16 protein-coding genes and 1 tRNA gene are annotated in these 22345 nt (G+C 71.5%); 7 read left to right on the top strand and 10 right to left on the bottom strand.

All coding sequences use genetic code 11. From position 1 onward, the window contains the following. Positions 1-28 precede the first annotated feature (28 nt). The 6 genes from HOW07_RS15585 to HOW07_RS15560 form a co-directional block, all read right to left on the bottom strand. The gene (locus tag HOW07_RS15585; RefSeq protein ID WP_079002763.1) at positions 29-1348 is read right to left on the bottom strand and encodes a homoserine dehydrogenase; all 1320 of its coding nucleotides are present in this window, start codon (positions 1346-1348) and stop codon (positions 29-31) included. Further along, entirely contained in the window at positions 1345-2751 is a 1407-nt protein-coding gene (gene lysA / locus HOW07_RS15580) for a diaminopimelate decarboxylase (RefSeq protein WP_121291818.1), read from the bottom strand. Before lysA ends, HOW07_RS15585 begins: the two co-directional genes overlap by 4 nt. A 323-nt stretch (positions 2752-3074) precedes the next feature. Further along, a complete protein-coding gene (locus tag HOW07_RS15575) occupies positions 3075-3842 on the bottom strand; it encodes a DUF2993 domain-containing protein (RefSeq protein WP_079002765.1) in 768 nt (255 codons plus the stop codon). A gap of 36 nt (positions 3843-3878) precedes the next feature. Continuing rightward, a complete protein-coding gene (locus HOW07_RS15570) occupies positions 3879-4460 on the bottom strand; it encodes a hypothetical protein (RefSeq protein WP_175117778.1) in 582 nt (193 codons plus the stop codon). A gap of 118 nt (positions 4461-4578) precedes the next feature. Continuing rightward, complete coding sequence (locus HOW07_RS15565; RefSeq protein ID WP_175117777.1) at positions 4579-6249, bottom strand: arginine--tRNA ligase; 1671 nt, start codon at positions 6247-6249, stop codon at positions 4579-4581. Between the two features lie 59 nt (positions 6250-6308). After that, entirely contained in the window at positions 6309-7142 is an 834-nt protein-coding gene (locus tag HOW07_RS15560) for a transglutaminase family protein (protein ID WP_071262441.1), read from the bottom strand. Positions 7143-7232: 90 nt separating this feature from the next. Here HOW07_RS15560 and HOW07_RS15555 point away from each other — a divergent pair. After that, positions 7233-7307: transfer RNA gene (locus tag HOW07_RS15555), tRNA-Arg, on the top strand. Between the two features lie 55 nt (positions 7308-7362). Beyond that, positions 7363-8031 carry a 4'-phosphopantetheinyl transferase superfamily protein gene (locus HOW07_RS15550; protein WP_175117776.1) on the top strand — a complete coding sequence of 223 codons (669 nt, stop codon included), beginning with the start codon at positions 7363-7365 and terminating at the stop codon, positions 8029-8031. Between the two features lie 6 nt (positions 8032-8037). On the opposite strand, the gene HOW07_RS15545 is transcribed toward HOW07_RS15550, so the two are convergent. Next, positions 8038-9372, bottom strand: a complete 1335-nt coding sequence (locus HOW07_RS15545; protein WP_175117775.1) for a M1 family metallopeptidase — start codon at positions 9370-9372, stop codon at positions 8038-8040. Then, on the bottom strand, positions 9372-13376 hold the full coding sequence (locus HOW07_RS15540) for a Pls/PosA family non-ribosomal peptide synthetase (protein WP_175117774.1): 4005 nt from the start codon (positions 13374-13376) through the stop codon (positions 9372-9374). The genes HOW07_RS15545 and HOW07_RS15540 overlap by 1 nt, the downstream gene beginning before the upstream one ends. 159 nt (positions 13377-13535) lie before the next feature. Between HOW07_RS15540 and HOW07_RS15535 the strand changes: the two genes are divergently transcribed. Beyond that, complete coding sequence (locus HOW07_RS15535; protein WP_371743697.1) at positions 13536-14879, top strand: aminotransferase class III-fold pyridoxal phosphate-dependent enzyme; 1344 nt, start codon at positions 13536-13538, stop codon at positions 14877-14879. A gap of 230 nt (positions 14880-15109) precedes the next feature. On the opposite strand, the gene HOW07_RS15530 is transcribed toward HOW07_RS15535, so the two are convergent. Further along, positions 15110-15940 (bottom strand): DUF3097 domain-containing protein, encoded by an 831-nt coding sequence (locus tag HOW07_RS15530; protein ID WP_175117772.1) that lies wholly within the window; start codon positions 15938-15940, stop codon positions 15110-15112. Between the two features lie 119 nt (positions 15941-16059). Beyond that, positions 16060-16806 carry a gamma-glutamyl-gamma-aminobutyrate hydrolase family protein gene (locus tag HOW07_RS15525; RefSeq protein ID WP_064295286.1) on the bottom strand — a complete coding sequence of 249 codons (747 nt, stop codon included), beginning with the start codon at positions 16804-16806 and terminating at the stop codon, positions 16060-16062. Positions 16807-17061: 255 nt separating this feature from the next. On the opposite strand from HOW07_RS15525, the gene HOW07_RS15520 reads away from it, so the two are divergent. The 4 genes from HOW07_RS15520 (at position 17062) to HOW07_RS15505 (ending at position 22331) form a co-directional block, all read left to right on the top strand. Further along, positions 17062-19131 carry a TPM domain-containing protein gene (locus HOW07_RS15520; RefSeq protein WP_175117771.1) on the top strand — a complete coding sequence of 690 codons (2070 nt, stop codon included), beginning with the start codon at positions 17062-17064 and terminating at the stop codon, positions 19129-19131. A 74-nt stretch (positions 19132-19205) separates the two neighbouring features. Then, the gene (locus HOW07_RS15515) at positions 19206-19979 is read left to right on the top strand and encodes a PspA/IM30 family protein (RefSeq protein WP_175117770.1); all 774 of its coding nucleotides are present in this window, start codon (positions 19206-19208) and stop codon (positions 19977-19979) included. 79 nt (positions 19980-20058) lie between these two features. Next, positions 20059-20919 (top strand): arginase family protein, encoded by an 861-nt coding sequence (locus HOW07_RS15510; protein ID WP_121291826.1) that lies wholly within the window; start codon positions 20059-20061, stop codon positions 20917-20919. Further along, positions 20916-22331, top strand: coding sequence for an NAD(P)/FAD-dependent oxidoreductase (locus tag HOW07_RS15505; protein ID WP_175117769.1), 1416 nt, complete (start codon positions 20916-20918; stop codon positions 22329-22331). Before HOW07_RS15510 ends, HOW07_RS15505 begins: the two co-directional genes overlap by 4 nt. The last annotated feature ends 14 nt before the right edge of the window (positions 22332-22345 follow it).

Here is a 22345-nt window from a genome sequence, read left to right as displayed (position 1 = left end):
CGCGGTCGGTGGTCGTGCGGTTCGGCACCTACTCGGCTCCTTCGACCCGGAGCACGGACACGACCCGCTCGACGTGGGCGTTCGAGGCGAGCTGCTCGACCGTGGCCGCGAGGGCCGATTCGAGCGCCCGGTGGGTGCCGATGACCAGGGTAGCGGTCGACAGCGTCCCGTCCGAGGAGGCCACGGACTGCTGGAAGGTCTCGACCGAGACGCCGCCGTCGCTGAGGATCCCCGCGACCGCGGCGAGCACGCCGGGTTCGTCGGCCACCTCGAGGGTGACCTGGTATCGCGTCGTGACGCGGCCGATCTCGAGGACCGGCAGGTCGGCGTGCGTGGACTCGCCGACACCGGGGCCGCCGGCGACGTGACGACGGGCCGCGGAGACGAGGTCGCCGAGCACCGCGGAGGCGGTCTCCTTACCCCCGGCGCCGGCGCCGTAGAACATCAGGCTCCCGGCGTTCTCGGCCTCCACGAAGACGGCGTTGTTGCCGCCGTGCACGGCGGCCAGTGGGTGCTCGCGACCGATCAGGGCCGGGTAGACACGGGCGGACAGGCCTTCCTCGCCGGTCGTCTCATCGACGATCCGCTCCGCGATCGCGAGCAGCTTGATGACGTATCCCTCGCTGCGGGCGAGGTCGACCTGCGCCTTCGTGATGCCGGTGATGCCCTCACGGTGGACGGCCTCGACGGGGACGGTGGTGTGGAAGGCGAGACTCGCCAGGATGGTCGCCTTCTGCGCGGCGTCGTAGCCCTCGACGTCGAGGGTCGGGTCGGCCTCGAGGTACCCGAGCTCGCTCGCGACGGCTGCCGCGTCCTCCATCGTGTCGCCGAAGCGGTCCATCCGGTCGAGCATGTAGTTCGTGCTGCCGTTGACGATGCCGAGCACCCGGTTGATGCGGTCGCCCGCGAGGCTCTCCCGCAGGGGTCGGATGATCGGGATCGCCGCGGCGACGGCCGCCTCGTAGTACAGCTGGGCACCGACCTGCTCAGCGGCGTCGAACAGTTCCGGGCCGTGCGTCGCGAGCAGTGCCTTGTTGGCGGTGACGATGTCGGCACCGGCGTTGATGGCCTGCAGGATGTGGCTGCGCGCCGGCTCGATGCCGCCGATGAGCTCGATCACGATGTCGGCGCTCAGGATGAGCTGCTCGGCATCGGTCGTGTACAGCTCCTTCGGCAGGTCGACGTCGCGAGGTGCGTCGACGTCGCGCACGGCGATGCCGATGAGCTCGAGGCTCGCTCCGGCGCGGGACGCCAGTTCGTCGGCGTGCTCGAGCAGCAGACGCGCCACCTGCGAGCCCACCGATCCGGCGCCCAGCAGGGCGACCTTCAGTCCGCGGTATTCGATCATTCCGTGTCCAATCCCGCATCGCGGCTGAGGAGGTCGTGCTCGGTCTCGCCCCGCACGATGACGCGGGCCGCGCCACCCGACACGGCGACGACGGCCGGGCGACCGAGGTAGTTGTAGTTGCTCGCGAGGGACCAGCAGTAGGCCCCGGTCGCGGGGACGGCCAGGAGGTCGCCGTCGCGGACGTCGGCGGGCAGGTAGTCGGCGTTCACGACGATGTCGCCCGACTCGCAGTGCTTGCCGGCGACCCGGACGAGCGCAGCAGGCGCCTCACTCACGCGATCGGCGATCCGGACCGTGTAGTCCGCGCCGTACAGCGACGGCCGGGCGTTGTCGCTCATCCCGCCGTCGACGCTGACGTAGCGGCGGACGGCGGTCTCGCCCTCGTCGTTCCAGGCGACCACGACGTCCTTGATCGTGCCGACCTCGTAGAGCGTGATGCCGGCGCCGCCGATGATCGCGCGTCCCGGTTCGAAGGCGAGCTTCGGGATCCGGACGCCGTGGAGGTCTGCCGCAGCCTGGACACCGGCGAGGATGTCCGCCGCGAGCTGCTCGATCGACGTCGGGTCGTCGGCGCTGGTATAGGCGATGCCGAAGCCACCACCGAGGTTGAGCTCGGGCACGGGGCCGCCCTCGAGCAGGCGCGCGTGCACGGCGAGCAGGCGGGCGGCGGATTCGGCGAACCCGTCGGACCCGAAGATCTGCGAGCCGATGTGGCAGTGGAGTCCGAGGAAGTCGAGCGAGGCGTGGGACCGGATGCGCGCGACGGCGTCGGCGGCGTCCTCGAGCGGCAGGCCGAACTTCTGGTCCTCGTGGGCGGTCGCGAGGTACTCGTGCGTGTGGGCGTGGACGCCGCTGTTCACGCGCAGGCGCACCGACTGGACCCGGCCGGCGCGCTCGGCCGCCGCGGCGACGCGGTCGATCTCGGTGAGGCTGTCGAGCACGATCGCGCCGATCCCGACACCCACGGCTCGCTCGATCTCCGCGACCGACTTGTTGTTGCCGTGGAAGCCCAGCTGGGCCGGGTCGGTTCCGGCGGCGAGTGCGACGGCGAGTTCTCCACCGCTGCAGATGTCGATGCGGAGGCCCTCCGCCGTCATCCAGCGCGCGACCTCGGCCGAGAGGAACGCCTTCCCCGCGTAGTAGACGGCGACACTCGTGCCGCGGGCCGCCGCTTCACGCTCGAACGCCTCTCTCAGCGTGCGGGCGCGGGCCCGGGCGTCGTCCTCGTCGACGACGTAGAGGGGCGTGCCGAAGCGCTCCTGGAGCGTGCGGACGTCGACGCCGCCGAGCTGCAGGAGGCCGTCGGTGTCGCGGGCGGCCGAGGCCGGCCACACGGCCGGATCGAGCGCGTTCGGATCGACGGGCTCGGCGAGCCAGTCGGGGGCGAGGGGGTTTCTGGCCACGGGGGTGTCCTGAGTCCTGTTGAGCGGAAAAGGAGGTTCTCGTTGGGCGAGCGGACCCGGTTTGGCCCCTGAAGCACCGATTTGCAGAGCACCGATGAAGGTGGATGCGCACGACCCGGTGGTTGGTGATCCCGGTCGTCCGCACCCATCGCCGCTCGGTTGGAACGACTGTGGTGGAACACGGGCCCGAGGGCCCGACGGCACACCTCACCGCCCGGTCGGAGCAGTGGGTGTGTGGAAAGTCTAGCGAGACGCGCGTGACCGTGCAGCATCGTGACGTCGAGCGGCTCGCTCCCCTCCCCCGCCGGGTGGCGGGGTGAGGCTCAGTCGCAGCTGCCGAGCGTCTGCAGCGACGCCTCGTCGAGCCGGAGCGTCGTCGACGTCAGGGTGGCGGTCGCCGCCTCCGGCGTCACCGCGAGTCCATCGAGGTCGACCCCCTCGGGCAGGTACTGGGCGACGCAGATGCTCGGCGGGTCGCCCTGCAGGAAGCCGGTCACGAGCGCCCGCAGGTCGATGACGCCGAGGAGCCCGGTGTCGACGTTCACGGACGTCGGCATGAGGTTCACCCGGTCGGCCGTGGTGGTCGGCGCCACGGAGAAGTCGTACGGGATGGTGAACCCCAGGACGGTCGCCTCACCCGCGTACCCGATCTCGTCGGCGCCGAGCGTGAGCGTGCCAGGGAGCCCGGCCGTCTTGGCGAGGTCCGCCGCTCCGGCGGCATCGATCCTGATGGTCGCCACCACCCGACCGATGGTCTGCTCCGGGTCGAGGGGGACCCGGTCCGCGCTGACCCGGAGATCCAGCGGGATGCCGTCGACGCTCGCGTCCGGAGCACGCAGGTCGACGTGCTCGAACGTTCCGGTGAGGTACTGGGCGATGACCGAGGCACCGCCGATCGACACGGAGACGTCCGCGTCGACGTTGTCGGGCAGGCTCTGCTCGATCTGCGTCGCGACGCGCTCCTCGGCGACGCCGCGCACGATCGTGTCGGCGATCAGGAACGCGCCGACGAGGACGACGAGCACCCCGACGACGATGACGATCGGAAGCCAGGGACGCCTGCGCTTGCCCGACGGTTGCTGCTCACTCATGTTCCGAGGGTAGCGAACCGTCGTCTCCGGGCGGCGTCAGCAGACCTGGTCGAGCTCGACCTCCGGCATGTCGAGCACCCTGCCACTGAATCGCTCCCAGTCGGCAGCCGAGGTGGGATACAAGGTCGCCAGTGTGAACCCTTCCAGCTCGGTGAGGTTGGAGTCCTCCAGGGAACTCCTCGTCAGGACGTCCGGTGAGATGAACGCCGCACGAACCGGGTCACCGGGGATGACGAACGCCGGCGCGACCGTCTTCCCGCCCTCGCCCCGGACGACGACGGAGAGTGCCCCGTCGATCTGCAGCGTGCTCGTGCCCACCTCCTCGAGCTCGATCTCGAACGGCGCGCACTGCACCGGAGGCGAGACGATGTTCTGGAGGTAGTCCATGGTGCCCACACTGCCGGCGCGCAGGCCGTCGGGGAACTGCAGGCGGATCGAGACGCCGGACCCTTCCGTTCCGAACGGTGCGAACGCGCGGAGGTCCACGGCCGACGCGGAGGTCGCGCTCGGCGCCGCGGTGCCGGGAACGCCCGAGCCCTGGCCGACACAGCCCGAGAGCGACACGGCCGCCGCGATCACGACGACGACGAGGGACGGGCGGGACGTGAGGCTGCGCATCCTGTCACGCTACCGAAGGACTCGCCGCTCGGACGGCGCACACCGGAGATCGGAGCGAGCGCAGGACCGTTCCCGAGGAACCGTCCTGCGCTCGCGCGGATCTCGTGCTGCGGGGACGCTACATGCGCTCCGGGGCGGAGACGCCGAGGAGCGCCAGCCCGTTCCGGATGACGGTGCCGGTCGCGTCGTTCAGCCAGAGGCGCGTGCGGTGCAGGTCGGTGACCGGCTCCTCCCCCATCGGGACGACCCGGCAGCTGTCGTACCACTTGTGGTACAGACTCGCGGTCTCCTCCAGGTGCCGGGCGACGCGGTGCGGCTCGCGCAGCTGTGCGGCCTGCGCGACGATCCGCGGGAACTCCTGGAGGACGCCGAGGAGCGCCGACTCCGTCTCGTGGACGAGCAGCTCCGGTGCGAAGGCGCTGCGATCGACCCCGGCCGAAGCGGCGTTGCGCGCCACCGAGTTCGTGCGGGCGTGCGCGTACTGGACGTAGAACACGGGGTTGTCGTTCGTCCGGCTGCGGAGCTGCTCCGGGTCGAGGGCCAACGGCGAATCGGCCGGGTAGCGACCGAGCGAGTACCGCAGGGCGTCCGTCCCGATCCAGGCCTGCAGGTCGTCCAGCTCGATGATGTTGCCGGCCCGCTTGGAGAGCCGGGCGCCGTTCACGCTCACGAGCTGCCCGATGAGCACCTCGATGTCGCGGTCCGGGTCGTCTCCGGCCGCGCCCGCGAGCGCCTTCAGCCGGTGGACGTAGCCGTGGTGGTCGGCACCGAGCAGGTAGATCTTGTGCTGGAAGCCGCGGTCGCCCTTGTTCAGGTAGTACGCGGCGTCGGCGGCGAAGTAGGTGTAGACGCCGTTGGAGCGACGGATGACTCGGTTCTTGTCGTCGCCGAAGTCCGTCGTGCGCACCCAGACGGCGCCCTCCTCGTCGAACACGTGCCCCTGCTCGCGCAACCGGTCCACGGCCTGGTCGATGAGGCTCGTGCCGTCATCGCCCGTCGCGTGCAGCGTGCGCTCGCTGAACCAGACGTCGAAGTGGACGTTGAAGCGCTCGAGGGACGCGCGGATCTCACCGAGCTGCAGGGCGTAGGCGCGTTCCCGCGCGACCTCGCGGGCGTCCGGACGCTCGAGGAGGTCGGGGATCTCGGTCAGCACGGTCTTCGCGAGGTCGCCGATGTACGCCCCGGGATAGCCGCCCTCCGGCGTCGGCTCCCCCTTGGCCGCGGCGAGGATCGAGTCCGCGAACGTGTCCATCTGGTTGCCGGCGTCGTTGATGTAGTACTCGCTGACGAGCGTCGCGCCGGACGCGCTCAGGACGCGGGCCAGGGAGTCGCCGAGCGCGGCCCAGCGCGTGTGGCCGATGTGGAGCGGGCCGGTCGGGTTGGCCGAGACGAACTCGATGTTGATGGTCTGACCGGCGAGGCTGTCGTTGCGGCCGAACGCGTCGCCGGCGTCGACGATCACCTTCGCGAGCGCACCCGCGGCAGCGGCGTCGAGGCGCACGTTGATGAACCCAGGACCCGCGACCTCGACCGAGGCGACACCGTCGACCTGCACGAGCGCGTCGGCGAACTCCTGCGCGAGTTCGCGCGGGTTCGCGCCCACCCGCTTCGCGAGCTTCATCGCGATGTTGCAGGCCCAGTCGCCGTGATCGCGGTTCTTCGGCCGCTCCAGCACCACGTCGTCGACCGACACCGCGACCTCGTCGGTGATACCCGCCGCCTCGCGTCGTCGTTCGACGATCGGAACGACGATGGCGTGCAGGGCGGAGGCGAGGTCTTCAGGAGTCACGAGGAGCGATTCTACCCGGGCGCGTCGCAGCAGCGACACGGTGGTCCTCGGGGTGACCGTCAGGCGAGCACGACCGCCTGCGCCGGGTCGTCGGCGGGCAGGACGTCGATCAGGGCGTCGATCCGCATGTCTTCGACGGTCACGTTGCCGTGGTGGTTGCTCAACCAGGCCACGTCCGCCGCGTCGCGTCCGGTGGCGATGCGGACGAGGGACTGGCGCGGTGCCAGACCCGTCGCGTCGACCACATGCCAGGCGCCGTCGACGAAGCCCTCGGCGACCGCGTGGAAGTCCATGGGCACGAGACCCGGGGCGTAGACCGCGGCGTACCGGGCCGGGATGTCGAGCGCCCGCAGCATCGCAATGGTCAGGTGTGCGAAGTCCCGGCACACGCCACGCCCCGCGGCCAGGGTCGACACCGCACTGTCCGACACGGTCGTGGAGCCGGAGACGTAGGAGAGGTGTCGTCCGACCCAGGCCGCCACCCATGGCAGCACCTGCAGACCGCCGGAGACCGTGCCGTCCTCGTGCAGACGACGGTGCTCGAGCAGGTAACCGAGCTCGGAACGCGCGAGCGAGAACAGCGCGTCCGACTCGCAGTACCGGCTGGGACGGAGGTACGTCACCGTCTCCAAGGCGTCCACGGGACGCGGCACGGCCTGCCCGACGACCACCGCCTCGTAGTCGACCTGCAATCGGCCGGGCTCGGCGATGACCCGGTGGAGTCGTGTGTCGTCCGGACCCGCGATCTCGGTCACGGCGCACGGGCCGTCCGAGGAGTGCACCTGCAGTCGCTCGCTCGCCAGCGGGGTGCCGCCGGCTGCAGCGATGGAGAAGATGAGGTCGGCTCGATCATGCACCCGCAGATCGAGCGACGCGGTCAGGGTGCGCTGCATGTCCTCATTGTTCCACGCGATGGGCGACACCGAGCCCGCACGCCTCCGGTACCGGCGTGGGTCCCGACTCTGGTAGCTTGGAGGTGTTCCGCCTTCGTAGCTCAGCGGAAGAGCGCTTCCCTCCGGAGGAAGAAGTCGCTGGTTCGAATCCAGTCGAGGGCACCATCACCATCTCGCGAGGTCCTGCTTCGCATCGCTCCGACTCCGGGACGCGGGGGCCATGCACCGAGCCGATCCCCTGCCGCTGCCGACGGTCCGCCTCCTGCGCTGGGCCAGCGCCGTCGAGCTCGACCTCGCCGGCACGGCCGCCCTGCTGGACGCGCCCGCCCGAGACCGCCTGGACACCTCCTCCGCGACCTCGGCCCGGCGGTTCCTGTTCGGTCGTGCACTGCTCCTGCGCACCGTCGCGGAGACGATCGGTACCGACTCCGAGCGGATCGAGGTCACGGCGGTCTGCCCGGACTGCGGTCTCGCGCACGGACGACCACGGGTGCGCGCGGAAGGCCGGACCGTCCACGTGAGCGTCTCCCACACCACCGACGCCTCAGCGGTGGCGGTGTCGACCGAGCACCCCGTCGGTGTCGACGTCGAACGGATCGACGCGGCCCGGTTCACCGGGGTCGAGGACGTCGCCCTCACCCCCGCGGAACGGGAGCAGTGGCAGCGGCTGCCGGACCGACGACGCCTGCGGGCGCTCGCCGAGCGCTGGACGGCGAAGGAGGCCGTGACGAAGGCTCTCGGTACGGGCCTCACGACCGATCCCGCGACGATCGACCTCGGGCCGGATGCCGGACCGCGCGTCACCGAGACCGCCGGCCACCACTTCGTCATCGACCACCCGGAGCGTGCGCCGGGATTCGTCGTCGCGACGGCCCTCATGCTCCCCTGACCCGGTTCAGCCGACGGGGAACGGCGGGAGCGCCTCCTGGAACAGCCACGCGTCGAGGAGCGGCTCGACCGGAGCCGGCGCATGTCGATCGGCCGTCCGGACGAAGTCGTCCGTCGACACGCTCGAGTGCCGGAAGGACGCCACCCAGTCACGCAGGAGGTCGAAGAAGGCCTCGTCGCCGAGCAGCCGGCGTACGGCGTGCAGGGCGATCGCGCCCCGCTTGTAGACCCGGTCGTCGAACATGTCCTCGGGTCCCGGATCGCCGACGACGAGGTCCTGCGGTGCACGTCGGAGCGCCGCGTAGTGCGCCCGGGCACAGGCGTCGGCGCTCTCGGCCCCGGACTCCTCCGACCACAGCCACTCGGCGTAGCAGGCGAAGCCCTCGTGCAACCAGATGTCGCGCCAGGTGGCGATCGTCAGGCTGTTCCCGAACCACTGGTGGGCGAGCTCGTGCGCGATCAACCGCTCCGAACCGCTGACGCCGTCGACGTGGTTGCGGCCGAACACGCTCATCCCCTGCGCCTCGAGCGGGATCTCCAGCACGTCGTCCGTGACGACGACGCCGTAGCTGCCGAAGGGGTAGGGCCCGAAGGCGCGCTCGAAGCATGCCAGCATGTCGACCTGCTCGGCGAAGTCGTGCCGGAACCGCGCGGTGAGGTCGCGTGGCAGGTGTGCGACGACGGGCACCGTGCTCGTCGCGACCCGAGCGCTGACGGCGAGCCGCTGGTACCGGCCGATCTGCACCGTCGCGAGGTAGGCGGCCATCGGTTCGGGCTGCTCGTAGACCCACGTGGTCCGGCTCGCGCGGGCGACCCGCGACACCAGCTCCCCGGGGGCGACGACCGTGTACGCCGACGACGCCGTGACACTGATCCGATAGGACGACTTGTCCGAGGGGTGGTCGTTGCAGGGGAACCAACTGGACGCACCGCACGGCTGGGACGCCACGATGACGCCGTCCTCGAGTTCCTCCCAGCCGATCTCGCCCCAGGGGCTGCGCACGGGACGGGGCGCACCCGAGTACCGGACGAGCACGGAGAACTCGGCGCCGGCCGCGATGGTGTTCCGGGGCGTCAGCGTGAGCTTGCCCGAGCCGTGCGTCCGCTTCGCCTCGGCCCCGTCGACCTGGACACGGGTGACGCGCAGCGCGGCGAGGTCGAGCGAGAACCGTGTGAGCTCCTCCGTCGCGACGGCGGTGAGCCGAGCCGTGGCGGACAGGGCGTTGCGGTCGACGTCGTAGTCGAGATCCAGCTCGTACCGGACGACGCGGTAGCCACGATTCCCGCTGGAGGGCGTGTAGGGGTCGCCTGCGCTCCGCAGACGGGCGAGAGCCTCCCCCATCAGGACGCGACCTGGGGCTCCCGGTACTCCGCCGTCGTCACCTCGCGCCACGGGCCGATCGGGTTGCCGCTCCACCGGGTGCCGGCCGGGACGCGTTCGCCGCGCATGACGAGCGAGGCCGGTCCGACCGTCGCATCGTCGTCGATCCGCGCCCCGGGAAGGATGACGCTGTGCGGCCCGAGCGTGGCGCCCGATGCGAGTTCGACCTGATCCATACTCATGATTCGATCATGGAACAGGTGCGTTTGCACAACGCAGCCCCGGTTGACCGTCGCGCCGTCGCCGAGTCGGACGAGGTCGGCCTCCGGCAGCCAGTAGCTCTCGCACCAGACCCCACGACCGATGCGGGCGCCGAGCGAGCGCAACCACCAGGTGAGGGCGGGGGTGCCGGTGGCGGGTGCCGCGAACCAGGGCGCCGCGACCATCTCGACGAAGGTGTCGGACACCTCGTTGCGCCAGATGAACGAGGACCAGAGCGGGTGCTCCCCCGTGCGGATCGGTCCGACGATCACCCACTTGGCGACGGTCGTGATCCCCGCCGCGACCGCGCCGGCCGCCAGGAGCACGGCTCCGCTGACGGCGATCGCGACACCGAGACCCCAGGTGTCGGCGAACCAGGCGAGCGCGAGGAGCACCAGGAGCGCGATGCCGGTCGTCACCATGACGGGGACGATGCGGCAGAGCTCCCACAGCGCGCGGGCGATCCGGAGCCGGAGCGGCGGGTCGTAGGTCCGGTCGAGATCGGCGTCGGACACCTGCCGCCGGAGTCGCATCGGCGGGCTCCCGAGCCAGGACGAGCCGGACTTGGCTTTCCGCGGTGCGGCCGACAGCACGGCGACGAGGCCGTTCTTCGGCACGTGCATGCCGGGGCCCGCCATGCCGGAGTTGCCGAGGAAGGCGCGCTTGCCGACGGACGCACCGGCGATCCGCATCCACCCGCCGCCGAGCTCGTAGGAGGCCACCATCGTGTCGTCCGCGAGGAACGCGCCGTCGCCGACGGTCGTCATCCGCGGGAGGAGGAGCACCGTCGAGGCCTCCACGTTGCGCCCGACCTTCGCCCCGAGCAGGCGGAGCCAGACGGGCGTGAAGAGGCTGGCGTAGAGCGGGAAGAGGAGGGTGCGCGCGGCGTCCAGGAGCCGCTCCGTGGCCCACACCTGCCAACCGACCCGACTGCGCACCGGGAAGTAGCCCTCGCTGAGACCGAGGCCGAGCAGCCGGACCAGGCCGATCGTGCTGATCGCCAGGACCACGAACCACACGAGGGTGGCGACGGGCACCCAGAGGAGCGCGCGCCAAGAGAAGTCGAGCAGGCTGGTCGCGCCGGACGCGCCCGCCGCCACGACCGCCGCCGCCAGCACGAAGGCGAGGAACGGCAGCACCGACAGCAGCGCCGATCCCGCGCCGTACGCGAACAGCCAGCGTCGGCGACGCGGGGGTCGCTCGGTCGGCCAGACCGGTTTCGCCTTGCCGACGCGGACGGCGGGCGACCCCGACCACAGGTGTCCGGAGGGGACCCGGCCGAAGACGGAGGATCCCGGAGCGATCTCGGCACGCTTGCCGATCCGGGTGCCGGCGAGCAGGGTGCTGCGAGCGCCGACCGTGCTCTCCGCGCCGATGTGGACGTGGCCGAGTCGGAGCGTGTCGCCGTCGACCCAATAGCCGCGGAGGTCGACCTCGGGCTCGATCGATGCGCGCGCCCCGACGGTGAGGAACCCGGTGACGGGCGGCACGCTGTGGAGGTCCACGTCGGCACCGATCTTCGCGCCGAGCGCCCTGGCGTAGCTCGAAATCCACGGGGCACCGGCGAGACTCACCGCGCCGACCGTGTCGGCGACGCGTTCGGCGAGCCAGAGCCGCACATGGACCGAGCCACCGCGCGGGTAGTCGCCCGGGCGGACGCCGACGAGGAGGAGCTTCGCCGCGACGACGGAGATCGCCATGCGTCCGATCGGGGTGATGACCACGAGGAACCCGAGGGCGATCCACCACCAGGAGACCATGGGGAGGTACGGGACGTCCGCGACGAGGCCGAGGACCCGACTGCCGGCGAGCAGGTACACGAGCCAACGGAGTCCGACGAGGATGAGGAGCGGGACACCCAGGAGGGTCTGTGCCCACTGGGTCGCGAGCGGCGTCGGGAGCACGGGGTCCGCGACGGCAGCCCGACTGCGACGCTCGGGGCGTCGACCGTCGAGTTCGGCGGCCATCGCGCCGAGTCGGGGGTGGCCGTAGATGTCGGCGACGGTGAACTCGGCATCGCGGGTGCGGATGAGCGAGACGAGCTGCGCTGCCGCCAGGCTCCCGCCGCCCAGGCTGAAGAAGTTGTCGCTCTCGGCCGTGACTCGGACCCCGAGGACGGCCGTCCACTGCTCGGCGAGCCACGCGGCGGTGCCCGACAGGGTCGAGGCGTCCTCCCCGTCGGCGGCGTCGAGCGGCCACGGCAGCGCGGCTCGGTCGACCTTGCCGGAGGTGCGGGTGGGCAGCTCGCCGACGACCGCGAGGAGCGGGACGAGCGGTGCCGGGAGCTGCTCACGGAGGGTGTCGAGCGCCCGCTCGAGGGAGAACCCGTCGCGGTCGGGCACCGCGAGGTACCCGACGAGGACGGCGTTCCCGGCGGCGGTGCGCTGGACGGCTGCTGCCGCACCCGAGACGCCCGGCAGCGCCTGCAGGGCGGCCTCGATCTCCCCGAGTTCCACGCGCCGACCGCCGATCTTCACCTGATCGTCCGCGCGCCCCTGGAACACGAGTCCTGCGGCCTCGTAGCGGACGAGGTCGCCGCTCCGGTACGCCCGCGACCACCCGATGCTCGGCATGGGCGCATACCGTTCGGCGTCCTTGGCTGGGTCGAGGTACCGGGCGAGTCCGACGCCGCCGATGATGAGTTCGCCGACGCCGCCCTCCTCGACCGGGACGCCCTCGGCGTCGACCACGGCGAGGTCCCACCCGTCGAGTGGCAGCCCGATCCGCACGGGCTGCTCGCCGGTCAGCAGCGCGGCGCAAGCGACGACGGTGGCCTCGGTCGGTCCGTAGGTGTTCCAGACCTCTCGGCCGTCCACGGCCAGCCGCGCGGCGAGCTCCGGCGGGCAGGCCTCGCCGCCGAAGATGAGCATGCGGATGTTCTCGAGGGATTCGGCGGGCCACATCGCCGCCAGCGTGGGCACCGTCGACACCACGGTGATGCCCTTCGCGGTGAGCCAGGGTCCGAGGTCCATGCCGCTGCGGACGAGCGAGCGCGGCGCCGGGACCAGGCATGCGCCGTGTCCCCAGGCGAGCCACATCTCCTCGCACGACGCGTCGAAGGCGACGGACAGGCCGGCCAACACACGATCACCGGGGCCGAGCGGTTCCGCCTGGAGGAAGAGCCGCGCCTCGGCGTCGACGAACGCGGCTGCAGAGCGGTGCGAGACGGCGACGCCCTTCGGCGTGCCCGTCGAGCCGGAGGTGAAGATGATCCAGGAGTCGTCGCCCGGTCGCGCTGGTTCGAGGACCGGGATCGCCCGGGTGCCCGGGTGGGGTGCCGCGCCCGTCGCGAGTTGCACCCGGTCGGGGTCGGCGTCGTCATCGGCCGGGTCCTCCGTTCCGCGGCGCGAGCGCTCGAAGACACCGCCGTCGACCAGCACGCCGACGACGGCCGCCTCACCGAACACGAGTCGTGCCCGCTCCTCCGGGTCGTCGGCGTCGACGGGGACGTAGGCCGCTCCGGTGAACAGGATCCCGAGGATCCCGAGGTAGAGGTCGCGGGTGCCCGAGGCGATCCGGACACCGACCCGGTCACCGCGGCGGACCCCGGCGGCGAACAGCCCGGCCGCGACCCGCTCGGCACTGAGGACGAGCTCGCGGTAGCTGAGCGCGCCCTCCGCGTCCTCGATCGCCGAGGCCTCGGGATGCGACTCGGCGACGTCACGGAAGATGTCGAGGAGGGTGCGTTCGGCCGGTGCGCGCACGCCACCGAGCAGCGCGGGCTGCCGCTCGATGAGGAGGGCGGTGCTGGTGTCGGCGTCCATACGCGATCCCCTGTCGTCCGGCTGTTCAGCGCCGCCAACGGTAGGCAGCGCGCATGGACGGTTGGTGAACACCAGTCAACCGCCAGATGTCGTGGAATCGTCGGCGACGCTCCGCCGACCCCCGGCATCCTCGGAGGACGCGCGCCTACCATGGCTTGCATGACCATCGACTACTCCGTGCCCCAGGAACGCCAGCTCGTGACCGCCATCCCCGGCCCCCGATCGCTCGCCCTCACGGAACGGCGCCGCCGGGCGGTGTCGCGCGGTGCCGGCAACCTCGCGCCGGTCTGGATGGACCACGGCTCCGGCGGCATCCTCGTGGACGTCGACGGCAACCACATCATCGACCTCGGAACGGGCATCGGCGTCACGACCATCGGACACGCCAACCCCGACGTCGCCGCGGCAGCAGCCGAGCAGGCCACGAAGCTCACGCACACGCTCTTCACCGTGACGCCGTACGAGAACTATCTGCGCGTCGCTGAGAAACTGTCCGAGATCACGCCGGGCGACTTCGAGAAGCGCTCGATCCTCCTGAACTCCGGTGCCGAGGCCGTCGAGAACGCGGTGAAGATCGCGAAGAAGTACACCGGTCGCCGCGCGATCGTGGCCCTCGACCACGCCTTCCACGGACGCACGAACCTGACGATGGCGATGACCTACCGGCCGGCGCCCGAGCGCCTCGGGTTCGGCCCGTTCCCGGGTGAGATCTACAGTGTCCCGCTCTCCTACCCCTTCCGCGACGGGCTCGACGGACCGGCGGCTGCCGAAGTGACGATCGACTACATCGAACGGCACATCGGTGCGAGTGAGGTCGCCGCGTTCTTCGCCGAACCGGTCCTCGGCGACGGCGGCATCGTCATCCCCGCGCCCGGCTACTTCGCGCGCATCAGCGAATGGTGCACCGAGAACGGGATCGTGTTCGTCGCCGACGAGATCCAGGCCGGCATCGGACGCACCGGCGCCTGGTACTCGATCGAGCACCACGGTGTCGTGCCCGATCTCATCACGAGCGCCAAGGGCATCGCCGGCGGCTTCCCGCTGTCGGCCGTGACCGGGCGCGCCGAGATCATGGACGCCGTCCAGCCCGGTGGCATCGGCGGCACCTTCGGCGGCAACCCGGTGTCCACGGCGGCCGCGCTCGCGACGTTCGAGGTCATCGAGCGCGAGGACCTGTTGGGCGAGGCCCGTCGGGTGGAGGCGACCCTGCGATCGCTCATGGGTGACTGGGCCGAGCGCTTCGACATCGTCGGCGAGATCCGGATCATCGGTGCGATGGCCGGCGTCGAGTTCGTCGTCCCCGGCACGAAGCAACCGCACCCCACGGCACTGCAGACCGTCATCGACGCGGCGATCGCCCAGGGTGTGCTCGTGCTCGACGCCGGCTCCTGGGACTCGGTGCTGCGACTCCTTCCGAGCGCGGTCATGTCCGACGAGCTCCTCCGCGACGCGGTGTCCGTCCTCGAGGACGCCCTGGGTCAGGTCGCCAGCGCGGTGCGCTGACGCGAGCGCGGGTCTCTGCGCACGGAACTCACCGGCCAGCGCGGTGCGCTGACGCGAGCGCGGGTCTCTGCGCGCTGGGGCCTTCCGCCAACGCGGTGCGCTCACGCGAACCCGCCCGAATCGGCGCGGGCGCGGCCCGCGCGCGTGAGCGCGGGTCTCCAGAGGGGCGCGCTCGCGGCTGTGCCCCGCGGTGACGTCAGCGCACCGCGCTGGCGCAACCGACGAACGGGTCAGTCGACGGTGACGAAGTCGATGAGCTGCTCGACGCGACCGAGGAGCTCCGGCTCGAGGTCGTTGAAGGTCCGGACCTGACCGAGGATGCGCTTCCAGGCACGGGCGATGTCGGCCTGCGAGTCGTGCGGCCAGCCGAAGGCCTGGCAGATGCCCTTCTTCCACTCGACGGAGCGAGGTATGGTCGGCCACTCGCGCAGGCCGACCCTGGCGGGCTTCACGGCCTGCCAGACGTCGACGTACGGGTGCCCGACGATGAGGACGTTCCGGCCGTTCGGTCCGGCCATGACGGCGTCGGCGATCCGCTGCTCCTTCGAGCCGGGGACCAGATGGTCGACGAGGACGCCGACACGACGGTCGGGGCCCGGCCGGAATTCGGCGAGCGCGGCGTCGAGGTGGTCGACGCCCGCGAGGTATTCGACGACGACGCCCTCCACGCGGAGGTCGTCGCCCCAGACCCGCTCGACGAGTTCCGCGTCGTGGCGACCCTCGACGAAGATCCGGCTCGCGCGAGCCACCCGAGCGGTCGTCTCCACCGCGAAGGAGCCGGAAGCGGTGCGCGCCCGCCCGGTCGGTGCACGCTTCGGCACGACGAGGACGACGGGCTCACCCTCGAGGAGGAACCCCGCCCCCATCGGGAACACGCGCCGCTTGCCGCGGTAGTCCTCGAGCTCGACCGTCTTCGCCTCGACGCGCGTGATCGCGCCGCAGAAGCCGCCGAGTTCCTCGACCACGAGGTCGGTCACCGCCTCGACTTCACGGGCCACCACGCGGTTCTTCTTCCGCCAGTCCCCCGCGAGGACGTCCTGACCGTACCTGTCTTCGAACACCCGTCAACGCTACGACAGCACCGTTCACAACTCAGGATCACCGCGGCGTGGCGGCGGCACCTGCCGCCTCGGGCCGACGACACTCCGAGATCGTCCTGAATTGCGAACCGCGCCGGTACTCAGGCTGCGGCGCGCTCGGCCTCGCGGGCGAGACCGCCGAGCAGGAGCCCGAGCTGGTCGTCCACGGTGCCCGGGTCCTCCGGGTGCCACTGCACGCCCGTGATCGGCAGGGTGCGGTGCTCGATCGCCTCGACGGTGCCGTCGGAGGCCCAGGCGACGGCACGCAGACCCTCGCCGAGCTCGCCGACCGACTGGTGGTGGGCGCTCTGCACCTGGAGGTGACGGGCGCCGAGTCGGAACGCGAGGGCGCTCGAGGGGTCGAGCTCGACCTCGTGCGGGGTCATGCTCTCATCGACCGGGACGCCCTCGTTGCGGTGGGCGCTGTGCTCACCGAGGTCCTGCACGAGCGTCCCGCCGAGGGCGACGTTGATGATCTGGTGACCGCGGCAGATCCCGAGCAGCGGCGTGCCACGCTCGGCGGCGCGACGGGCGACCGCCAGCTGGGCGCGGTCGGCCTCGGGGAAGTGCTGGCCCTCGGCGCGGTAGCCGGTGGTGCCGCCGTACTGGGCGGGATCGATGTCGGCTCCGCCCATGATGACGACGGCGGAGGCCCCGTCGGTCGAGGCGAGGAGCGCATCGGTGCCGAGGTCGTGCGCGGCCAACCGGGTCACGCGCCAGCCTGCCCGTTCGGCGGCGGCGATGGTCCGTCCGACGAGGATCTGCACGTACTCGTGGTACGCCTGGTCGTCCTCACGGAACCTGGTGACCTCGACGAGCGCCAGCATGGGTGAGACGTGTCCTTGCATGATGCTCCTTCCAGGCGTTCCGTGAGGTGACTCCACCAGTCTCACCGGGCGGATGCCCTCGCGCGAGCTACCGCGTCACGGTCGGTAACAGAGTCCCGGTGGGCGTCAGTGGAGCCCGGTCACCGCCGTATAGCACAGCTGTGGTTCGGCACGCTCGCTGGGAGCCCGCTGTAGAGATGTCGAGGGCCCGGACCTAGACTCGGAACCGAGCCGCGGGGTGGGGCTCCATGGTCCGAACGAGTGACGAGGTGGCCGATGCGGGTTCGCTGGGCGGTATCGATCTGGGCCTGCTGCGTGGCCGTGCTCCTCGGAGTGGGAGCCACCACCGCCTGGGCGGAGAGCCCGGTGCAGCTCGGGGCCGGGCGCGTGTCCGACAGCGCAGATGTCCTCAGCAGCGGCGAGGTCACCGAGATCACGACGGCCGTCGACGAGCTGGCCGCGGATCACGGCGTCGACCTCTGGGTGGTCTACGTGCCGACCTTCACCGACCCGAGTGACGCCGAGTCCTGGGCGAACCAGACCGCGAAGGACAACAACCTCGGACCGAACCAGTACCTGCTGGCCGTGGCGACCGAGGACCGCGCCTACTACCTCTCCGGCGACTCCAGCGGACCGGTGAGCGGTGACCAGCTGACCGAGATCGAGCAGCAGCGGATCCTGCCGCAGCTGCGTGATGACGACTGGACCGGCGCCGGCGTCGCTGCCGCCGAAGGCCTGGGTGCCGCCGTCGGCGGCGGGTCGATCGGGGGCACCGGTAGCGGATCAGGTGGCTCGACCGGGTGGCTGACCATCCTGCTGATCGTGGTCGTCGCTGTCGTGGCCGTCGTCATCCTGGTCGTCTTCCTCCGCCGGCGCCGCGCTGCGAACGGCGACGGCGCGGTGACCGCGGGCCGGCAGGGGGCGCCGGTCGACCCGCTGACCATCGCCCCGATCCCCGAGCTCGAACGACTCGCCGGCAGTGCGCTCGTCCAGACCGACGACGCGGTCCGGACGAGCGAGGAGGAGCTCGGCTTCGCGACCGCCTCCTACGGCGAACCGGCCACGGCCGCGTTCACCGCTGCCCTCGCCGGAGCGAAGGACGACCTCTCGCAGGCCTTCGCACTCAAGCAGCGGCTCGACGACGCCGAGCCGGACACGGAGCAGCAACAACGCGAATGGAACCTCCAGATCATCCGGCTCTGCGAGCACGCGAACCACGTACTCGACGAACAGGCCGCCTCGTTCGACGAGCTCCGCGCGCTCGAGAAGAACGCGCCCGCGGCGGTCGAGGAGCTGCGAGCCAGGGCGGCCGCAGCCGGACCGACGGTGACGGCCGCGCAAGACGCGGTGCACGCCCTGCAGACGCGCTACAGCCCCGACGCCCTCATCACCGTGATCGACAACCCGGCGGAGGCGACCGAGCGACTCGCCTTCGCCACTGCGGCGATCTCGGACGCAGCTGCGCGGCTCGCCGCCGGAGACTCGGGCGAGGCCGCCGTCGGCATCCGCGCCGCGGAGGAAGCGCTCGACCAGGCCACCCAGCTCACCGGGGCCGTGAAGCGGCTGCAGGCGGATCTGACGACCGCCGAGCAGCACCTCGCCGCCAGACTGGCCGAATTGGACGGGGACGTCGCCGCGGCGGGCGGCCAATCCGACCCGACCGGCACCCTCGCCGCAGCGGTCGCGAGCACCACCGCGACGGTCTCCCAGGTGCGCGGCGCGCTCGGCGCACCGAACAACCCGATCGCCCTCCTCGCCCGCTTGGATGCGGCGAACACGCAGATCGACGGTGCTCTCCAGGGGGTGCGCACCGCGGCGGAGCAGCGACAACGCGCCGCGGCCGCCCTCGGACAGACCCTGCAGACGGCGGGCGCGCAGGTGTCGGCTGCAGAGGACTTCATCGTCTCGCGGCGCGGAGCCGTCGGCCCGGAGGCCCGGACGCGCCTCGCCGAGGCCGGCCGAACCCTCGTGCAGGCCCAGGGCCTCGCCGCCACCGACCCGACGCAGGCGCTCCCCCTCGCCCAGCGCGCCAACTCGCTCGCGAGCCAAGCGGTGCAGCTCGCCCAGGCCGACCTCGGGCAGTTCCAGAGCCAGTCGGCGGGCGGACTCGGCGGCATGTTCGGCGGCGGCCAGGGTCAGCAGGGCGGCAACGGGATGCTCGGTGCGGTCCTCGGCGGCATCCTGATCAACTCCGTCCTCGGCGGCGGGTCCCGTTCCGGCGGCGGCATGTTCGGCGGCGGCGGATCGAGCGGCGGCATGTTCGGCGGCGGCTCCGGTCGCTCACGCAGCGCCGGCAGCTTCGGTGGCGGCGGCACCCGATCCCGACGCGGCGGCGGTCGCTTCTGATCCGCTGCACCACCCATCTCATCACCAGACACCGACCGACACGACCCAGCAGGACACGAGAGAGGAACCACACCATGGCAGAGAAGCAGTCCATCTTCGGACGCATCGCCCAGCTGACCAAGGCCAACATCAACGCGCTGCTCGACTCCGCCGAGGACCCGCAGAAGATGCTCGACCAGATGGTCCGGGACTACACGAACTCGATCGCCGACGCCGAGAGCGCGATCGCCGAGACGATCGGCAACCTCCGGCTCCTCGAGCAGGACCACCAGCAGGACGTCGAGGCGGCCTCCGAGTGGGGCACCAAGGCGCTGGCCGCGAGTCGCAAGGCCGACGAATACCGTCAGGCGGGCAACGCTGCGGACGCCGACAAGTTCGACAACCTCGCGAAGATCGCGCTCCAGCGCCAGATCGGCGCCGAGAACGAGGCCAAGCAGGCCGAGCCGCAGCTGGCGTCCCAGACGAAGGTCGTCGAGCAGCTGAAGAACGGCCTCAACGGCATGAAGACGAAGCTCGAGCAGCTGAAGACGAAGCGCAGCGAGCTGGTCGCCCGGGCCAAGAGCGCCGAGGCGCAGCGCAAGGTCGCGGACGCGGTCGGCAGCATCGACATCATGGATCCGACGAGCGACCTCAGCCGCTACGAGGACAAGATCCGTCGCGAGGAGGCGAAGGTGCTCGGCCAGCAGGAGCTCGTCGCCTCGAGTCTCGACGCGCAGTTCAACGACCTCGAGGACCTCGGCGAGCTGACCGAGGTCGAGGCCCGCCTCGCCGCGCTGAAGGGCGGCGGTTCCGCGTCGCCCGCGATCGAGTCCTCCGGCCCCGAATACACCCCCAACGCCGGCCAGTAGTGCCGATCCGACGGGCCCTCGGGACAGCCCGAGGGCCCGTCGCCCTCGCCCCCTCGCACCATCTCCAGGAAGGCACCGCATGACGAAGTTCGTCGTCGTCCCCCAGTGGCAGGGCTCCGGCTCGTCCAGGGCCATGCAGTTGATCGATGGAGCCGAGGCGATCCGTGGCGACCTGCCCACGGCGGCCACGACACTCGTCCACGTGCCGACCGAGGCCGGCGAGGCCCTCGACACCGACATCCGGCGCGCCAGTTCCCTCGTGACGACCGCGGAACTCCAACGGCAGGCACTCGTCGGGATCGACGAGCCCGTCATCACCATCGGTGGGGACTGCGGCGTCGAACTCGCTTCGGTCGGCGAGGCCCTCCGACGCGACCCCGGCATCGCCGTCGTCTGGTTCGACGCCCATGGCGACCTCAACACCCCGCTCAGCTCGCCGTCCGGGTCGTTCAGCGGCATGGTCGCCCGGGCACTGACCGGCGAAGGCGCCGCGATGCTCCTGCCCGAGGCCCCGCTCGATCCCGCCCGGCTCGTCCTCGTGGGGGTGCGCGACCTCGACGACGGTGAACTCGCCCACATCGAGGAGCGTGGCATCCCCATGGTCTCCTCGGTGATGACGAGCGCCGCCGAGGTGGTCGCGGCCGTCGAGGCGACGGGCGCCGACCGCGTCTACCTGCACGTGGACGTCGACGTCCTCGACCCCGCGGTCATCGCCGGCGTCAGCTCGGCCGTCCCCTTCGGTCTCGAACTCGGCACCCTGCTCGACTGCATCACCGCCCTCCGGGCACGGTTCGGCTTCGCCGGGGCCGGGGTCACGGGCTTCTCGCCCGGCTCCCCCGACGCCGCAGCCGACGACCTCGGCACCATCCTCCGCATCATCGGCGCGATCAGTCGCGAACCGAAACCCGACAGCATCAACCCGACAGGAGTCACCCCATGAGCCGTACCGTCGATCTCGTCGTCATCGGAGCCGGACCCGTCGGCGAGAACGTCGCCGACTACGCCCACAAGGGCGGTCTGAGCGTCGTCATCGTCGAGAGCGAACTGGTCGGCGGTGAGTGCTCCTACTGGGCCTGCATGCCGTCCAAGGCCCTCATCCGCTCGGGAGCCGCCCTGCGGGCCGCCAAGCGCACGGGGGGAGCAATCCCCGAGGACACCGCGCTCGATCCGCTCAAGGTCCTCGCGCGACGGGACTCGTTCACGAGCGACTGGTCGGACGACGGCCAGGTCGAGTGGCTCGAGGGCGCCGGCATCGAGCTGGTGCGTGGGCACGGTCGCCTGACCGGCGAGCGCGAGGTCACCGTGACGGCCGCCGACGGCTCGACGACGGTGCTCACGGCGACGCACGCCGTCGCGGTCTGCACCGGCTCCGCGGCGCTCCTTCCCGACATCCCCGGACTGTCGGCGGTGGAGCCGTGGACGAGCCGCGAGGCCACGAGCGTCCAGACCCTGCCGGAGTCCGTCGCCTTCCTCGGTGGCGGCGTCGTCGCCGTCGAGCTCGCGACCGCCTACCGCTCGCTCGGGGTCGACGTCACGCTCGTCGCCCGCAGCGGCCTGCTCGGCAACACCGAGCCGTTCGCCGGCGAGCTCGTCGAGTCCTCCCTGCGTGAACTCGGCGTGACGATCGTGCACGCCTCCCCCACCGCCGTCTCCCGGGCCGCCGACGGCGCCGTCACGCTCGAGTTCGACGACCGGGACGCGGTGACGACGGCGGAACTCGTCGTGGCCACCGGCCGGACGCCCCGGACGGACGACCTCGGGCTCGAGACCGTCGGCCTGGAACCGGGTGCCTGGATCGAGGTCGACGATCAGCTCCTCGCTCACGGCAGCGACTGGCTCTACGCCGTCGGCGACGTCAACCACCGGGCGCTCCTGACGCACCAGGGCAAGTACCAGGCACGCGCCGCTGGAGCGGTCATCGCAGCACGGGCGAACGGCGAGGACGTCGACACCAGCCCGTGGAGCGACCACGCGGCGACCGCCGACCACCGTGCCGTGCCGCAGGTCGTCTTCTCCGAGCCCGAGGTCGCAGCCGTCGGACTCACGGCCGCGCAGGCCGAGGCGGCGGGGATCGCCCACCGGGTGGTCGACTACGACCTCGGTGGCATCGCGGGCTCGAGCCTCCACGCCGACGGCTACACCGGACAGGCGAGGATGGTCGTCGACGAGGAGCGCAGCGTGATCATCGGGATGACCTTCGTGGGTCAGGACGTCGCCGAACTCGTCCACGCCGCGACGATCGCCGTCGTCGGCGAGGTGCCGCTGCACCGCCTCTGGCACGCGGTGCCGTCCTACCCGACGATGAGCGAGATCTGGCTGCGACTCCTCGAGACCGACCGGAGCGGTGCGTGACCCGTCCCGGCGAC

Origin of the sequence: Plantibacter sp. MCCC 1A11337 (genome assembly GCF_013349365.1) — a bacterium.
In the GTDB taxonomy this organism is placed as follows: domain Bacteria; phylum Actinomycetota; class Actinomycetes; order Actinomycetales; family Microbacteriaceae; genus Plantibacter; species Plantibacter flavus_A.
Note: the sequence above shows the minus strand (reverse complement) of the source record. Positions and strands in the feature narration are given on the sequence as shown.

What these genes read in the sequence shown, in the direction of transcription:
- HOW07_RS15585 (WP_079002763.1), bottom strand. Translation starts at nt 1,348, where the DNA reads ATGATCGAATACCGCGGACTGAAGGTCGCCCTGCTGGGCGCCGGATCG.
- HOW07_RS15575 (WP_079002765.1), bottom strand. Translation starts at nt 3,842, where the DNA reads ATGAGTGAGCAGCAACCGTCGGGCAAGCGCAGGCGTCCCTGGCTTCCG.
- HOW07_RS15570 (WP_175117778.1), bottom strand. Translation starts at nt 4,460, where the DNA reads ATGCGCAGCCTCACGTCCCGCCCGTCCCTCGTCGTCGTCGTGATCGCG.
- HOW07_RS15560 (WP_071262441.1), bottom strand. Translation starts at nt 7,142, where the DNA reads ATGCAGCGCACCCTGACCGCGTCGCTCGATCTGCGGGTGCATGATCGA.
- HOW07_RS15550 (WP_175117776.1), top strand. Translation starts at nt 7,363, where the DNA reads ATGCACCGAGCCGATCCCCTGCCGCTGCCGACGGTCCGCCTCCTGCGC.
- HOW07_RS15545 (WP_175117775.1), bottom strand. Translation starts at nt 9,372, where the DNA reads ATGGGGGAGGCTCTCGCCCGTCTGCGGAGCGCAGGCGACCCCTACACG.
- HOW07_RS15540 (WP_175117774.1), bottom strand. Translation starts at nt 13,376, where the DNA reads ATGGACGCCGACACCAGCACCGCCCTCCTCATCGAGCGGCAGCCCGCG.
- HOW07_RS15535 (WP_371743697.1), top strand. Translation starts at nt 13,536, where the DNA reads ATGACCATCGACTACTCCGTGCCCCAGGAACGCCAGCTCGTGACCGCC.
- HOW07_RS15525 (WP_064295286.1), bottom strand. Translation starts at nt 16,806, where the DNA reads ATGCAAGGACACGTCTCACCCATGCTGGCGCTCGTCGAGGTCACCAGG.
- HOW07_RS15520 (WP_175117771.1), top strand. Translation starts at nt 17,062, where the DNA reads ATGCGGGTTCGCTGGGCGGTATCGATCTGGGCCTGCTGCGTGGCCGTG.
- HOW07_RS15515 (WP_175117770.1), top strand. Translation starts at nt 19,206, where the DNA reads ATGGCAGAGAAGCAGTCCATCTTCGGACGCATCGCCCAGCTGACCAAG.
- HOW07_RS15510 (WP_121291826.1), top strand. Translation starts at nt 20,059, where the DNA reads ATGACGAAGTTCGTCGTCGTCCCCCAGTGGCAGGGCTCCGGCTCGTCC.
- HOW07_RS15505 (WP_175117769.1), top strand. Translation starts at nt 20,916, where the DNA reads ATGAGCCGTACCGTCGATCTCGTCGTCATCGGAGCCGGACCCGTCGGC.